Source organism: Bradyrhizobium sp. Kon37, from assembly GCF_055807535.1.
The window spans coordinates 116,751-130,015 of record NZ_JBVVOY010000005.1 but is presented as its reverse complement, the minus strand read 5'-3'; the positions used below and the strand labels follow the sequence as shown (position 1 = coordinate 130,015).

The 13,265-nt window shown below is 64.9% G+C and carries 15 protein-coding genes; 1 reads left to right on the top strand and 14 read right to left on the bottom strand.

What is annotated here, in order from left to right; all coding sequences use genetic code 11:
- Positions 1-62 precede the first annotated feature (62 nt).
- Complete coding sequence (locus AC0L3J_RS14145; RefSeq protein ID WP_473347475.1) at positions 63-671, top strand: TetR/AcrR family transcriptional regulator; 609 nt, start codon at positions 63-65, stop codon at positions 669-671.
- Between the two features lie 7 nt (positions 672-678).
- On the opposite strand, the gene AC0L3J_RS14140 is transcribed toward AC0L3J_RS14145, so the two are convergent.
- The 14 genes from AC0L3J_RS14140 to urtB form a co-directional block, all read right to left on the bottom strand.
- Positions 679-2,337, bottom strand: coding sequence for a CHASE domain-containing protein (locus AC0L3J_RS14140; RefSeq protein WP_456766316.1), 1,659 nt, complete (start codon positions 2,335-2,337; stop codon positions 679-681).
- Between the two features lie 298 nt (positions 2,338-2,635).
- Positions 2,636-3,259 (bottom strand): urease accessory protein UreG, encoded by a 624-nt coding sequence (ureG, locus tag AC0L3J_RS14135; protein WP_473290409.1) that lies wholly within the window; start codon positions 3,257-3,259, stop codon positions 2,636-2,638.
- Between the two features lie 50 nt (positions 3,260-3,309).
- Positions 3,310-4,038, bottom strand: a complete 729-nt coding sequence (locus AC0L3J_RS14130; protein WP_473347474.1) for an urease accessory protein UreF — start codon at positions 4,036-4,038, stop codon at positions 3,310-3,312.
- A complete protein-coding gene (locus AC0L3J_RS14125) occupies positions 4,019-4,639 on the bottom strand; it encodes an urease accessory protein UreE (protein WP_473347387.1) in 621 nt (206 codons plus the stop codon). Before AC0L3J_RS14125 ends, AC0L3J_RS14130 begins: the two co-directional genes overlap by 20 nt.
- Before the next feature lie 14 nt (positions 4,640-4,653).
- On the bottom strand, positions 4,654-4,953 hold the full coding sequence (locus AC0L3J_RS14120) for a putative quinol monooxygenase (protein ID WP_007599815.1): 300 nt from the start codon (positions 4,951-4,953) through the stop codon (positions 4,654-4,656).
- 140 nt (positions 4,954-5,093) lie between these two features.
- The gene (ureC, locus tag AC0L3J_RS14115) at positions 5,094-6,809 is read right to left on the bottom strand and encodes an urease subunit alpha (protein ID WP_473347386.1); all 1,716 of its coding nucleotides are present in this window, start codon (positions 6,807-6,809) and stop codon (positions 5,094-5,096) included.
- Positions 6,810-6,846: 37 nt separating this feature from the next.
- Entirely contained in the window at positions 6,847-7,386 is a 540-nt protein-coding gene (locus AC0L3J_RS14110) for an HD domain-containing protein (protein ID WP_473347385.1), read from the bottom strand.
- Positions 7,387-7,443: 57 nt separating this feature from the next.
- A complete protein-coding gene (locus tag AC0L3J_RS14105) occupies positions 7,444-7,749 on the bottom strand; it encodes an urease subunit beta (protein WP_007599812.1) in 306 nt (101 codons plus the stop codon).
- A 9-nt stretch (positions 7,750-7,758) separates the two neighbouring features.
- Complete coding sequence (locus AC0L3J_RS14100) at positions 7,759-8,061, bottom strand: urease subunit gamma (protein ID WP_007599811.1); 303 nt, start codon at positions 8,059-8,061, stop codon at positions 7,759-7,761.
- A gap of 33 nt (positions 8,062-8,094) precedes the next feature.
- The gene (locus AC0L3J_RS14095) at positions 8,095-8,925 is read right to left on the bottom strand and encodes an urease accessory protein UreD (protein ID WP_473347384.1); all 831 of its coding nucleotides are present in this window, start codon (positions 8,923-8,925) and stop codon (positions 8,095-8,097) included.
- Between the two features lie 31 nt (positions 8,926-8,956).
- On the bottom strand, positions 8,957-9,652 hold the full coding sequence (gene urtE, locus AC0L3J_RS14090) for an urea ABC transporter ATP-binding subunit UrtE (protein WP_007605420.1): 696 nt from the start codon (positions 9,650-9,652) through the stop codon (positions 8,957-8,959).
- A 3-nt stretch (positions 9,653-9,655) separates the two neighbouring features.
- Positions 9,656-10,417, bottom strand: coding sequence for an urea ABC transporter ATP-binding protein UrtD (gene urtD, locus AC0L3J_RS14085; protein WP_473290399.1), 762 nt, complete (start codon positions 10,415-10,417; stop codon positions 9,656-9,658).
- On the bottom strand, positions 10,414-11,592 hold the full coding sequence (gene urtC, locus AC0L3J_RS14080; protein WP_456766323.1) for an urea ABC transporter permease subunit UrtC: 1,179 nt from the start codon (positions 11,590-11,592) through the stop codon (positions 10,414-10,416). The genes urtD and urtC overlap by 4 nt, the downstream gene beginning before the upstream one ends.
- A complete protein-coding gene (gene urtB / locus AC0L3J_RS14075; RefSeq protein ID WP_473290396.1) occupies positions 11,589-13,196 on the bottom strand; it encodes an urea ABC transporter permease subunit UrtB in 1,608 nt (535 codons plus the stop codon). The genes urtC and urtB overlap by 4 nt, the downstream gene beginning before the upstream one ends.
- Positions 13,197-13,265 lie beyond the last annotated feature (69 nt).

The window sequence follows — 13,265 nt, the reverse complement described above, 5'->3', positions numbered from 1 at the left end:
CGGCCATCGCGGCTGGGCTAAGCGGAGCGGCAGCGGATTGCGCGAGGAGGCCGGGCGTGGTGATGGCGAATGGCGGGAGTGAGGGAGCCGACAGCGCGCCCCGGCGCGGCCGGCCGAGGTCGATCGAGACCACCAACGCCATTCTCCAAAGCGCCTATGCGCTGATGGCCACCACCGGCCTTGCCGCCACCACCATCGACGCGATCGCGCGCCACTCCAGCGTCTCCAAGATGACGATCTACAAATGGTGGCCGTCTCGCGAAGCCTTGCTGATCGACGCCTTCCTTCATCAAGCCGCGCAGATGCTGCCGCTGCCGCCTGCAAGCTCGGGCAGCCCCGCCGCGCGCGCACGCCGCCACGCCGCCGCCTATGCCGAAGCGCTCCAGGGCGAGTTCGGCAAGGTCCAGCTCGCCGTCATCTCCGAATGCATTTCCAAGACCGGCTCGGCGGAGCTGTTCTACGCCCGCTACCTGCAGTTCCGCCGCGACGCGCTGGTCGAGATGATCGCCGCCGGCCAGAGCGACGGCAGCATTCTGGCGGACGCACCGCCCCAGGATCTCTACGACGCGATCTATGGCGGCCTGTTCTACCGCTACGTCTTCGGCATTGCGCCGATCACGCCGGCCTACGCGCGGACTCTGGTTGACCTCGTGCTGCGGCCGAAGAGCTAACCTGGAATCACCGCGCGGGCCGGATCGGTGCTGAAAGCTTGTCGGTGCGGTCGCGCTCGGTCATGTCCTCGACCGTCTCCATCGGCGCGGTCAGCTCGTAGACATAGGAGACGTCGGTGAAATAGCGCTTGGCAGTGCCGCCGAGCGCCTCGGGCGCGACCCGGTCGAGCAGGATCAGGCCGAAGTCGGAATCGGGGCGGCGCGTCGCTTCGCTGGTGTTGAACTCCTCCCAGCGGAAATAGAAGACCTCGCCGGCGCCCTCGTTCGTCACCGTCCAATTGGCCGTGATGTGCGGATGCTTGCCGACCAGCGACAGGCCTTCGTCGGAGTGCGAGGCGAGCTCGAAGAACAGCAGCGAGAGGCTCTGCGCCGCGCGCGCGCTGACTGCGATATCAGGACCGGTAACGGCGATGCGGTCGGCATGCGGAATGGCGCGCGCCTCGAACAGGCCCTTCAGCTTGACACCCTGCCACTGGCTCTCGCTGAGCAGCGAGACGACGTTGGACATGGCGTGGATGCGGCCGATCAGCAGCTCGCGCGCGACATCGATGTCGGAGCCATGGCGCAGCGTGCGGGTCACGATCGACTGGATCACCGCCAGGATGTTTTTGACCCGGTGGTTGAGCTCGTCGATGACAGCGGTCAGCCGGCGCTCGAAGCCGATTCTGACCTGGATTTCCCGGCTGAGCCGCAAATTGTTGTAGGCGACATAGCCGAACAGGCCGCACACCATCGCGGTGATCGCAAAGCCGATCGCCGCCACGATGATCGCAGTCTGCTCGGCGCGGCGCGCCGAATTGGTCTTGGCGTAATAGCCGAGCTGCCAGTCGCGACCACCGAAGCTCACCGTGCGCGTCGCCGACGGCGCCGGCCCATCGGCCGCCGTCGGGCGGGCCGAGACCACGCCTTGATCGTTGGCGACCAGCTCGCCACCGTCCCGGCGCGGATCCTTCAGCGCGACCGCGAACAACGACATGTCGTCGTTGGTCAGCATCAGGGAAGAGAGCTCGTAGGAAAATGTTATGAAACCCGCCGGCTCCGTCGCGCCCTCGGGGATGACGGGAGCGGCCACAATGATGCCGATCGGCCCGTCGCCACGCAGGAGAGCAACCGGTTCTGAGGCAACCGACCTCTTCTCCACTCTGGCGCGCGTCAGCATGGCGCTGCGCACCTGGTCCTGGTCGTAACTGCGGCCGGGCAGCCCCTTGGTCTCGTTGCTGCGCGGCTCGAGATCCATCAGCACGTCGATCGGCTGGGTGACACCTGCCGGATCGATCGGCTTGTCGTCATAGCTGCGGATTCGCGGATTCGGGAAGCCGGCGCTCGCGATGGCGGCCTGCGCTGCGGCAAGCTCGTTCGGCTTCAGGCGGGCGACCCAGCCCGCCACCACGAAATCGGTCTTGAACGCGTAGATGGCCGAGCGCAGCGGCTCGAGCATGTTGGGCTTGAGCACCGACGGCGCCCGGAACAGGCCGGAGGCAACCCGCGCGAGCAGTTCGCGCTCGGTGAGCCGGTCCTGGACCAGGCTCGCATGGACGTCGATCGCGCGCGCCAGCGCGATCCGGTCCAGCGCCAGCTCCTGGTCGTGGACACGATAAGCCGCAAGCCCGGAGAGCAGGGCTCCGAGAAGAGCAATGAAGCCGATGATGAAACCCAGCCTGACCACGCGACTACTCAGGCGAAAGCAGGAGGTCGGCAATAAACACGGAGCATATGGACGCCGCTCGAACGGGCACGTGCCGAAACAGGGTGAACCCCAATGGCCGAGATAATGGAGGAGGAGGCATCGATACGCAACTTGGGTCGCCTGAGAAGCTTAAAGCCGCCCGGCCGATGGTCCGGCCGGGATGGATTGCTCCGGGCACCGGAGGTAATCAATTGCCGTGACCGAAATTTGTTCCGCGGACACGGCTCTGCCCATGCCGTTATCCGGGGAAAACGCCTGCGCCAAGTGGTCGCGCCGGTCAGCCGGCCCGTTTCAAGCCGCCTTTGGCCTCGATGAAACCGATGATGCGGTCCATTCCCTGGCTCTTCTTCAGGTTGGTCATGACGAACGGTCGCTCGCCGCGCATGCGCCTGGCGTCCGTCTCCATCTTTTCCAAGGAGGCGCCGACATAGGGCGCCAGGTCGATCTTGTTGATGACAAGGAGGTCGGACCGGGTGATGCCGGGGCCGCCCTTGGACGGGATCTTGTCGCCGGCCGCCACGTCGATGACGTAAATGGTGAGATCGGCGAGCTCCGGGGAAAAAGTGGCAGCGAGGTTATCACCGCCGGATTCGATCAGCACGAGATCGAGCCCGGGAAACTTGGCGCGCATATCCGCCACCGCGGCGAGATTCATCGAGGCGTCCTCGCGGATCGCGGTGTGCGGGCAGCCGCCGGTCTCGACCCCGGCAATCCGATCCGGCGTCAGCGAGCCCGAGCGTACCAGGAATTCCGCATCCCATTTGGTGTAGATGTCGTTGGTGATCGCGGCGATGTCGTAGCGCTCGCGCATGGTCTTGCAGAGCAGGTCCATCAGCGCGGTCTTGCCCGATCCGACCGGACCGCCGATGCCGACACGCAAGGGACCGTGAGATGTAGCCATTGCTTCTTTCCTATCGTCGTCCTGGCGGCTGCGGAGTGTACTGGCCGCAATCAAGATCTGAACAACCGCGTATATTGCGTCTCATGCCGCAGGCCGGCGAGGTCGGCGCGAAAATTCGCCCCGCCGACATCGTCCAAGGTCGCATTCAGCGCACGATTCGCCGTCGTGGCAACCGCGGCTTCCAGCCTCACCAGCACGCGCTGGCTGTCGGTCTGGCCGAGCGGAATGAGCCGGCTGGCCGCGGAGATCCAGTTCGAGACCAGCGCATGCAGGAAGGCGTGCAGCGTCGGCGCCAGCGGCACGCCGTGCATCGCGGCGACCACGCCAACGGCAACGGGATAGACCAGTGGCGTCCGGCATGCCGCAACCATGGCATCCAGCCCGTCGGCATCCCACGCGGCGCGGGCGATGTCGATGAAGGCACGGCCCTGCGATGTCGTCTCCAGCTGCCGCTCGCGCGACGGCACGAAGGCCGCGGCGAGCTCCGCGATATCGCTCAAGGTGTCGCCCTCGCCCGCTTCAGTGGCGCGATAGGCGTGGACCAGAAAAATCGCATCGCAGAAGCCCGAGCCATCGCGAAGCATCGCGTCGAGCCAGTCCGCCAGCGTCGCGACGTCGGTGATGTCGCCGGCCTCGACCGCCCATTCGATGCCGCTGGAGTAGGAAAAGCCGCCGACGGGAAACGCGGGCGATAGCCACGTCATCAGCCGGTACAGCGCTGCCGCCTCGCGCTCCGCGAGGTCGCGGGCCGCGACCGGCTCATTTGTGGTCATGAGCATGCTTGTGGCCGTGGTGATGATCGGGGTGATCACAATGCTCGTCGTGGCGGTGATCGTGACCGTCGCCATGTGCGGCGTGATCATGGTGGTGATCATGACCGTGATGATCATGATGATCGTCGTGGCCATGATCGTGATGCGCGTGGTCGTCGTGTCCATGGGCATGACCGGCATCGGCATAGGCGCCGCCTTCGGGATCGAACGGCGCTTCGATCTCGATCACGTGGGCACCGAGGCCCTTCACCATGGCTTCGATGACGTGGTCGCGGCGGATGCGCAGGCCCTTGGCCATGATCTGCGTCGGCAGATGACGATTGCCGAGATGCCAGCCGACACGAATAAGGTGGTGCGGATCGTGGCCGCGGATCTCGAGCAGCGGCTCGGGCGCGGCGACCACCTCGATCAGCCGGCCGTCCTCCAGCACCAGCGCATCGCCGCCGCGCAGCGCGACGGCATTCTCCAGGTCGAGCAGGAACTCGAGCCCCCGCGTCCCCGTCATTGCCATGCGGCGGCGGTGTCGATCGTCGAAATCGAGCACGACCGTATCCGCCGGCGCTTCCGCGAAGCGGTGTTGTCCCCTGACCTGCGTCGCCCGGATCATGCGCTTTTACCCCGTTACCGTGTCTCGACCTTCTCGGGCGTGATCACTTCGATCTTCGGCGGCGCCGTAAAACACTTCACCGCGACGCGGCCGAACGTCTTCATGTGCTCCATGGCGCGATGCGGCACCAGCGCTTCGGCATTCTCCCACTGCTCGACGAACACCATCTTGGCGGGATCGGTGACGCTCTCATGCAGATCATAGGCGATATTGCCGGGCTCCTTCCGCGTCTCCTTGATGCAGGCGGTGGCGGCTGCAATGAATTCGGCGCGCGTTTCGGGCTTGATGGTCAAGGTGGCGACGACGTAGATCACGAGAAATCCTCCCGGCTTTTCTTCTGGGCTTCAGATACCGGGCGGGACCTTAGACCAGGCGGGATCGAACGCAAAACCGGAAAAGCTGCCTCCGATATGCGACCAGGACATGGTCCTGAGACATGCGTCGAGGCGCTATTTCAGTACATGAAATATCGCTGCGCCATCGGCAGCACCTCGGCGGGGGCGCAGGTCAAAAGCTCGCCGTCGGCGCGGACCTCATAGGTCTCCGGATCGACCTCGATATTGGGCGTGGCGTCGTTGTGGATCATGCTCTTCTTCGAGATCCTGCCGCGGGTGTTCTGGACCGCATAGAGCTTCTTGTCGATGCCGAGCTTGCGCGCGAGGCCACCGGTGATCGCGGCCTTCGAGGTGAACACCACAGAAGACGCAGTGCGCGCCTTGCCGAAGGCGCCGAACATCGGCTGGTAATGCACCGGCTGCGGGGTCGGGATCGAGGCGTTGGGATCGCCCATGGGCGCCGCGACGATCATGCCGCCCTTGACGACGCAATCCGGCTTGACGCCGAAGAAGGCCGGCGACCACAGAACGAGATCGGCGAGCTTGCCCTTCTCCACCGAGCCGATCAGCTTCGAAACACCATGGGCGATCGCGGGATTGATCGTGTACTTGGCAATGTAGCGCTTGACGCGGAAATTGTCGTTGTCCTTGCCGTTGTCCTGCGGCAGCGACCCGCGCTGTTTCTTCATCTTGTCGGCGGTCTGCCAGGTCCGGATGATGACCTCTCCGAGGCGGCCCATGGCCTGGGAGTCCGAGGAGATCATCGAGAGCGCGCCGAGATCATGCAGGATGTCCTCGGCCGCGATGGTCTCCTTGCGGATGCGGCTTTCAGCGAACGCCAGATCTTCCGCGATCGAGGGATCGAGGTGGTGGCACACCATCAGCATGTCCAGATGCTCGTCGATGGTGTTGCGCGTGAAGGGCCGCGTCGGGTTGGTCGAAGACGGCAGCACGTTCTTCAGCCCCGCGACCTTGATGATATCAGGGGCGTGACCGCCGCCGGCGCCCTCGGTGTGAAAGGCGTGTATGGTGCGGCCCTTGAACGCCTTGATGGTATCCTCGACGAAGCCTGATTCGTTCAGCGTGTCGGTGTGGATCATCACCTGGATATCGTAGTCGTCGGCGACCGACAGACAGGTGTCGATCGCGGCCGGTGTGGTGCCCCAGTCCTCGTGCAGCTTCAGCGCGCAGGCGCCGGCCTTGATCATCTCGACCAGCGCGGCGGGCCGCGAGGCGTTGCCCTTGCCGGAGATGCCGAGATTGACCGGGAAAGCATCAAACGACTGGATCATCCGCCCCATGTGCCACGGCCCCGGCGTGCAGGTAGTGGCGAACGTGCCGTGCGAGGGGCCGGTGCCGCCCCCTAACATCGAGGTGACGCCCGACATCAGCGCGTGCTCGATCTGCTGCGGGCAGATGAAATGGATGTGGCTGTCGAAGCCGCCGGCGGTGAGAATCTTGCCTTCACCCGCGATCACGTCGGTGCCGGGGCCGATGATGATGGTGACACCCGGCTGGATGTCGGGATTGCCGGCCTTGCCGATGCCGGCGATCATGCCGTCCTTGATCGCGACGTCGGCCTTCACGATGCCCCAGTGATCGACGATCAGCGCATTGGTGATGACGGTGTCCGCCGCACCCTGCTTGTTGGTGACCTGCGACTGGCCCATGCCGTCGCGGATCACCTTGCCGCCGCCGAACTTCACTTCCTCGCCGTAGGTGGTGAAATCCTTCTCGACCTCGATGATGAGGTCGGTGTCGGCCAGCCGCACCCTGTCGCCGGTGGTCGGGCCGAACATGTCGGCATAGACGGAACGCTTTATTTTGACGGACATCACAAGCCCCGTTTGCGTTTGAATTTCGGATCGGTGCTCACAGCGAGGTCCTCGCTGTGAGCACCATGTCGTCGAATGTCGTATCGAGCCAAGAGTTGGCGCCGCGGCAAGCGGCAACAACCTGCTCGGCCCAGTCGGTGTAATCGACGAGATCGTCGCGTTCCTCGGCCGTCGGATCGGAATGCACGCGCGCGCCGATATTGCTGATCTTGTCGGCGATCTTGATCAGCCTGGCGCCAGCCGATTTCTTCGGTGCGTCGAGCACCTGGCGCCGCCGCCGCTCCGGCTTCGGCAGGCTCATATCGTCGGTGCATTCCTCGACAAGCGACGCGACACGGTCGGAGAATTTTTGCGCGAGCTCCTCGCGCGCGGTGTCGGTGTCCTCGATCGCATCATGCAGCCAGCCGGCTGCAACGAGTTCGGCGTCGGCGCCGTCGGTCGCGGTGGCAAGCAGGTTCGCGACCTCGGCGAGGTGGTTGATGTAAGGCTCATGACCGCGGCCCTTGCGCGCCATGCCGTTGTGACGGCGCGCGGCGAGCTCGGCGGCTTCGGAGACGAGGCGGACAGCTGACAGCATGGCAAAGTCCTCCGTTTTCGCCTCAACCGTGGCGTGCCACGCTCGTTCCTGTGGATTTCACAGCTTCCCCATCACGTCGCCGCGGAAGCCATAGATGGTCTTCTTGCCGGCCACGGCGACCAGCTGGACGTCGCGGGTCTGGCCGGGTTCAAAGCGGACCGCCGTGCCGGCGGCGATGTCAAGGCGCATGCCGCGGGCCTTCTTGCGGTCGAACTTCAGCGCCGGGTTGGTCTCGAAGAAATGGTAGTGCGAGCCGACCTGGATCGGACGGTCGCCGGTGTTCGCAACCGTGAGCGTCACGGTCTTGCGGCCGGCATTGAGCTCGATCTCGCCATCCTGGATGAAGAGTTCGCCGGGGATCATGCTTCTCTCCTACCTGATCGGCTCGTGCACAGTGACGAGCTTGGTGCCATCCGGAAAGGTCGCCTCGACCTGGATGTCGTGGATCATCTCGGGAATGCCCGGCATCACCTGGTCGCGGGTGAGGACCTGCGCGCCCGCCTGCATCAGCTCGGCGACCGTGCGGCCGTCGCGCGCGCCTTCGAGGATGAAATCGGAGATGAGTGCGATCGCCTCGGGATGGTTGAGCTTGACGCCGCGATCCAGTCGGCGGCGGGCCACGATCGCCGCCATCGAGATCAGAAGCTTGTCCTTTTCGCGGGGAGACAGGTTCATGCGAAATCTCTTCCGTTCAACACTTTCAGCCGATCAATTGAGCCAGAGCCGCGGCAACGCCGCACCGGTGCGCGCCAGCACGGCCATCATGTCGGCGCGCAGCCGCGCCGCATCTTGGGCACAGAACCGCGCCATTGCAAAGCCATTCCAGGCGGATATCCCGACCTCGCCGCCAAAGGATTCCGAGGCCTCGCGGAGACGCTCGATCAGGGCCTCGTCGCCGGGCACGATCAGCGCCGTGCCGATCGCAGCGCCGCCCTTCGCCACTGCCGATCGCGCAAGCTTTGCGCCGATGTTGCCGTCGAGCCTGACGGTCTCGGCGAACACTAACTTGCCGCCACGACGCAGCCGCCAGCGGTCGACGAACTCGCCCTGCTCCATCCGTTCGCCCATGGCGGTACGGCCGAACACCACGATCTCGCACAGCAGGAGCGAGGCAGTCGCATCGAGGTCTATGTCGAAGCGGCGTCGCACGCGCGCCCGGTCGAATAGGATCGTCTCCTGCGGCAGCCAGCCGAGATGTGCGCCTGCGGCAACCTTCAGCGCTATATTGAGCTCCGCCGCCTGCCCTGGCGCGCGGTAGACCTTTTCCGCGGCTGCCGTCGTCAGCGTCAGCTTCGAGCCATCTGCGGCCGCGATCTCAATGTCGAAGCGGTCGCCGCCCGCAACGCCGCCGGCCGTGTTGACGAACACGCCGGAGAGCCCCTCGTCCTCCGGCGAAGGGAAGCGCACGCGCAGGGAGCCGGACTCATGCAATATCCCGCGACGTGTCACACCGTCGCGCGCGTGGACGTCGAAGCGCACCGCGCCGCGGGCGCGGTTGGCGTGGAACACCGAAGATGTCGCTAAAACGTCGCTGCGCATCCGCCTCCCCAGCCGGTCGCGGCAGAATGGCCTACAGCGCCATCTGGCGGCTGATTTCGCTCGCGTCGAGATTGGAGCGGTCGCAGGTGAACTTCACCGCGCCGCGATCCATCACCGCAAAACTGTCGCCGAGTTCGCAGGCAAAGTCGAGATATTGTTCGACCAGCACGATCGCGATGTTGCCGAGATTGCGCAGGTACGAGATGGCGCGGCCGATGTCCTTGATGATCGAGGGCTGGATGCCCTCGGTCGGCTCGTCGAGCAGCAGCAGCTTTGGCCGCATCACCAGCGCGCGCCCGATCGCAAGCTGTTGCTGCTGGCCGCCGGAGAGATCGCCGCCGCGCCGGCCGAGCATGGATTGCAGCACCGGGAACAGCGAGTACACGTCGTCCGGAATGTGCTTGTCCTCGCGCCTGAGCGGGCCGAAGCCGGTCTTGAGATTCTCCTCGACCGTCAGAAGCGGAAATATCTCGCGCCCCTGCGGCACGAAGCCGATGCCCTTGCGCGCACGCTCATAGGGCTTCAGGCCGGTGATATCGCTGCCGTCGAGCACGATCGCGCCCGAGGAAATCGGGTACTGCCCGACCATGGCGCGCAGGAGCGAGGTCTTGCCGACGCCGTTGCGCCCGAGCACGCAGGTGACCTTGCCGGGTTCGGCCGCGATCGAGACGCCGCGCAGCGCCTGCGCCGCGCCGTAGAACAGGTTGATGTCCTTGACCTCAAGCATCGCTCAGCGCCCCAGATACACTTCGATGACCCGCTCGTTGGACGAGACCTGGTCGATGGTGCCTTCCGCGAGCACGGTACCCTCGTGGAGGCAAGTGACCTTGACGCCGAGCTCGCGCACGAACGTCATGTCGTGCTCGACCACCATCACGGTGTGGGTCTTGTTGATTTCCTTGAGCAGCTCAGCGGTGAGATGCGTCTCGACGTCGGTCATGCCAGCGACGGGCTCGTCGACGAGGAGTAGTTTCGGATCCTGTGCGAGCAGCATGCCGATCTCGAGCCACTGCTTCTGGCCGTGGCTGAGGCTGCCGGCGAGACGGTTGCGGGCATCGGTGAGGCGGATCGTCTCCAGCACCTTGTCGATCTGCTCGGACTCCGCCCGGCTGCCGCGCCAGAACAGCGTAGCCTTGACGCTGTGGTCGACATTGAGCGCGAGCAACAGATTGTCCTGCACGGTCTGGCTCTCGAACACGGTCGGCTTCTGGAATTTGCGGCCGATGCCGAGCTCGGCGATACGGGTTTCGTCTAGCCGCGTCAGATCGGTGACGCCGTCGAACAGCACGGTGCCTTCGTCAGGCTTGGTCTTGCCGGTGATGATGTCCATCATCGTGGTCTTGCCGGCGCCGTTCGGGCCGATGATGGCGCGCATCTCGCCGGGCTCGAGCGTCAGCGAGAGGTTGTTGATGGCGTGGAAGCCGTCGAACGAGACGTGCACGCCGTCGAGATAGAGCATTGCGGAGGTCGCGCGGGTGTCCATGACGTTCATTGCGCTTCCTCCGCCATTTTGGGTTCGGTGACGCCGTCTTCGGCCGCGGCGCTCGCAATGGTCGCGGCGTCGCGCCTTTCCTTCGACGAGTCCCACCAGGCGTTGAACGTGCCGACGATGCCCTTGGGCAGCAGCAGCGTCACCAGGATGAACATGGCGCCCAGCATGAACAGCCAGTAGGGCGCAAGCATGCCGGAGGTGAAGAACGTCTTTGCGTAGTTGACGACGACGGCGCCGAGCGCAGCGCCGACCAGCGTACCGCGGCCGCCGACCGCGACCCAGATCACTGCCTCGATCGAATTGCCCGGCGCGAATTCGCTTGGGTTGATGATGCCGACCTGCGGCACATAGAGCGCGCCGGCGACGCCGGCCATGCAGGCCGAGACCGTGAACACGAACAGCTTGTAGGATTCGACGCGGTAGCCGAGGAAGCGCGTGCGCGATTCCGCATCGCGCACGGCGATCAGCACTTTGCCGAGCTTGGACGAGACGATGGCGCGGCAGATCAGGAAGCCAACGATCAGCGCCAGGCAGCTCAGCGCGAACAGCGCAGCACGCGTGCCCTCGGCCTGCACGTTGAAGCCCAAAATGTCCTTGAAGTCGGTCATGCCGTTGTTGCCGCCGAAACCGAAATCGTTGCGGAAGAAGGCGAGCAGCAGCGCATAGGTCATCGCCTGCGTGATGATCGACAGATACACGCCCGTGACGCGGGAGCGGAAGGCGAGCCAGCCGAAGCAAAAGGCGAGCAGCCCCGGTACGATCAACACCATCAGCGCGGCAAACCAGAACATGTCGAAGCCGTACCAGTACCAGGGCAGCTTCGAATAATTCAGGAACACCATGAAGTCAGGCAGGATCGGGTTGCCGTAGACGCCGCGGCTGCCGATCTGCCGCATCAGATACATACCCATCGCGTAGCCGCCGAGCGCGAAGAAGGCGCCGTGGCCGAGCGAGAGGATGCCGCAATAGCCCCAGATCAGGTCAATCGAGAGCGCCAGGATGGCGTAGCAGACATATTTGCCCCAGAGCGCGACCAGATAGGTCGGCACTTGCAGGAACGAGCCCGCGGGCAGCAGCAGGTTGGAGAGCGGGATGAGGATGCCGCAGGCCACAACGACGGCAAGGAAGATCGTCGCGCCGCGGTCCAGCGATCGCGTCAGCATGTGAGGGGTCATGCTTCCACCGCACGGCCCTTGAGCGCGAACAGACCGCGCGGCCGTTTTTGAATGAACAGGATGATGAGAACGAGGATGGCGATCTTGCCGAGCACGGCGCCGGCGACCGGCTCCAGGAATTTGTTGGCGATGCCGAGCGTGAAGGCGCCGACCAGCGTGCCCCAGAGATTGCCGACGCCGCCGAACACCACGACCATGAAGCTGTCGATGATGTAGCTCTGGCCGAGATTGGGGCTGACATTGTCGATCTGAGACAGCGCCACGCCGGCGATGCCGGCAATGCCCGAGCCGAGGCCGAAGGTCAGCGCATCGACACGCGAGGTCGCGATGCCCATCGAAGCCGCCATGCGGCGGTTCTGCGTGACCGCGCGCATCTCGAGCCCGAGTGCCGTGTAGCGCAGCATCGCGAGCAGAATGACGAACACCGCGAGCGTGAAGACAAGGATCCAGAGCCGGTTATAGGTAATCGTGATCTGGCCGAGCTCGAACGCGCCGCTCATCCAGGAGGGGTTGCCGACCTCGCGGTTGGTCGGACCGAACATGGTGCGCACCGCCTGCTGCAGCACCAGCGACAGGCCCCACGTCGCCAGCAGCGTCTCCAGCGGACGGCCGTAGAGAAAGCGGATGATGCTGCGCTCGATCACGACGCCGAGCGCGCCCGCCACCAGGAAGGCGAGCGGCACCGCGATCAGCAGCGAATAGTCGAACAGGCCGGGATAGCGGGTGCGGATCACCTCCTGCACCACGAAGGTGGTGTAGGCTCCGATCATCACCATCTCGCCATGGGCCATGTTGATGACGCCCATCACGCCGAACGTGATGGCAAGCCCGATCGCGGCAAGCAGCAGCACCGAACCGAGCGAGAGGCCGTACCACGCATTCTGCACCATCGACCAGACCGCGAGCGAACTCTGGATCGAGCCGATTGCGCTCGCGGCAGCCTTGGTCACCGAGGCCGGCTGGTCGCCCATGCCGGTGAGAAGCGCCATCGCCTCCTGGTCGCCGCGCGCCTTGATGGTGGCAACGGCTTCGAGCTTCTCGAGCTCGGTGGCGTCAGGCTTGAACAACAGGATCGCCGCGCGGGCGTCGCCCAGCGCGGCCTTGACGGATCGGTTGGTTTCCTTGGCGAGCGCGCCGTCGACGGCTTCGAGCGACGTCTCCTCATGCGACTTGAAGACGGATTGCGCGGCCTGGAGCCGCGCTCCGATGTCGGGTGACTGCAGCGTCAGACTGCCGATCGCGGCATCGACGCTGCGGCGCAGGCGGTTGTTGAGGCGGACCGCGCTTGCACTGTCGGGCACGCTGGCCACGGCCTGACCGGTCGCGGCATCGATCGACTTGCCGTCGGCACCGGTAACGTAAACCTTCTTGCTGTCCGGATCGGCCATGAGCCGGCCGTCCTGGAGCGCGCTGATAATCGGAAAGGCCAGCGTATTGCCGCTGCTCGCGACCACGCCGATCGCCTCTTCCGTGTCGGAATAATCGTCGTTGGCGAATTTGGCGACCGCATCTTCGAACGGACCAGCCAAGGCCGGCAGTGCGAACGCGATCAGGAACAACGAGAGCAGGAGCGAACAGAGGCGGGCGGACAAATTGGCTGGCACTGTGAGAGACCCCGGCAGAAAAGGGTGGAGAAGGCGGCGGGATCGCCGCCTTCTCCGATCGTGCAATGG

Coding starts and splice junctions, on each gene's coding strand:
- urtE (WP_007605420.1), bottom strand. CDS start 9,652: ATGCTTGAGGTCAAGGACATCAACCTGTTCTACGGCGCGGCGCAGGCG.
- urtD (WP_473290399.1), bottom strand. CDS start 10,417: ATGAACGTCATGGACACCCGCGCGACCTCCGCAATGCTCTATCTCGAC.
- ureG (WP_473290409.1), bottom strand. CDS start 3,259: ATGGCTACATCTCACGGTCCCTTGCGTGTCGGCATCGGCGGTCCGGTC.
- AC0L3J_RS14130 (WP_473347474.1), bottom strand. CDS start 4,038: ATGCTCATGACCACAAATGAGCCGGTCGCGGCCCGCGACCTCGCGGAG.
- urtC (WP_456766323.1), bottom strand. CDS start 11,592: ATGACCCCTCACATGCTGACGCGATCGCTGGACCGCGGCGCGACGATC.
- AC0L3J_RS14100 (WP_007599811.1), bottom strand. CDS start 8,061: ATGAACCTGTCTCCCCGCGAAAAGGACAAGCTTCTGATCTCGATGGCG.
- AC0L3J_RS14125 (WP_473347387.1), bottom strand. CDS start 4,639: ATGATCCGGGCGACGCAGGTCAGGGGACAACACCGCTTCGCGGAAGCG.
- AC0L3J_RS14145 (WP_473347475.1), top strand. CDS start 63: ATGGCGAATGGCGGGAGTGAGGGAGCCGACAGCGCGCCCCGGCGCGGC.
- ureC (WP_473347386.1), bottom strand. CDS start 6,809: ATGTCCGTCAAAATAAAGCGTTCCGTCTATGCCGACATGTTCGGCCCG.
- AC0L3J_RS14105 (WP_007599812.1), bottom strand. CDS start 7,749: ATGATCCCCGGCGAACTCTTCATCCAGGATGGCGAGATCGAGCTCAAT.
- AC0L3J_RS14110 (WP_473347385.1), bottom strand. CDS start 7,386: ATGCTGTCAGCTGTCCGCCTCGTCTCCGAAGCCGCCGAGCTCGCCGCG.
- AC0L3J_RS14095 (WP_473347384.1), bottom strand. CDS start 8,925: ATGCGCAGCGACGTTTTAGCGACATCTTCGGTGTTCCACGCCAACCGC.